The 436-nt window shown below is 57.3% G+C and carries 1 protein-coding gene; it reads left to right on the plus strand.

Annotated elements, in window-relative coordinates; genetic code table 11:
* Nucleotides 1-436, plus strand: a 436-nt coding sequence (locus tag AC1D0P_RS29985) for a SurA N-terminal domain-containing protein (RefSeq protein WP_477680060.1), incomplete at both ends; no start/stop codon positions are given.

Here is a 436-nt window from a genome sequence, read left to right on the forward strand (position 1 = left end):
GGCCAGAGCTCTCGGCGCTGAAAACAACGTGCTCAGCCAGCTCATATCCGGTGCCACACTCGATCAACTGGCGAGCAATATGAAACTCGGACAGTCCCAGGAACGGCTGCTGCAGGTGATCCAACAGGAGCCGGCCTTCCACGACGAAACCGGTGCCTTCAGTCGCAATCAGATGGAAGGGGTGTTGCGGAATGTTGGGATCCCTGTCAACGACTGGATCCAGATCGCCAACAAGCAAGCGGTCCGTACCCAGATCGCTGATGCGCTGACCAAGGATTTCGAACCTCCGAAGACACTCGTCGATGCGCTGCAGACCTATGCCAATGAGCGCCGTGGCATCGATTATCTGATGCTGACCAAGGACAATCTCGACCCGATCAAGCCGCCGGCCACCGACGTGCTGAACAAGTGGTTCGAGGCCAACAAGGCGAAATAC

It is taken from the genome of Polaromonas sp. P1_G2 (genome assembly GCF_056405515.1).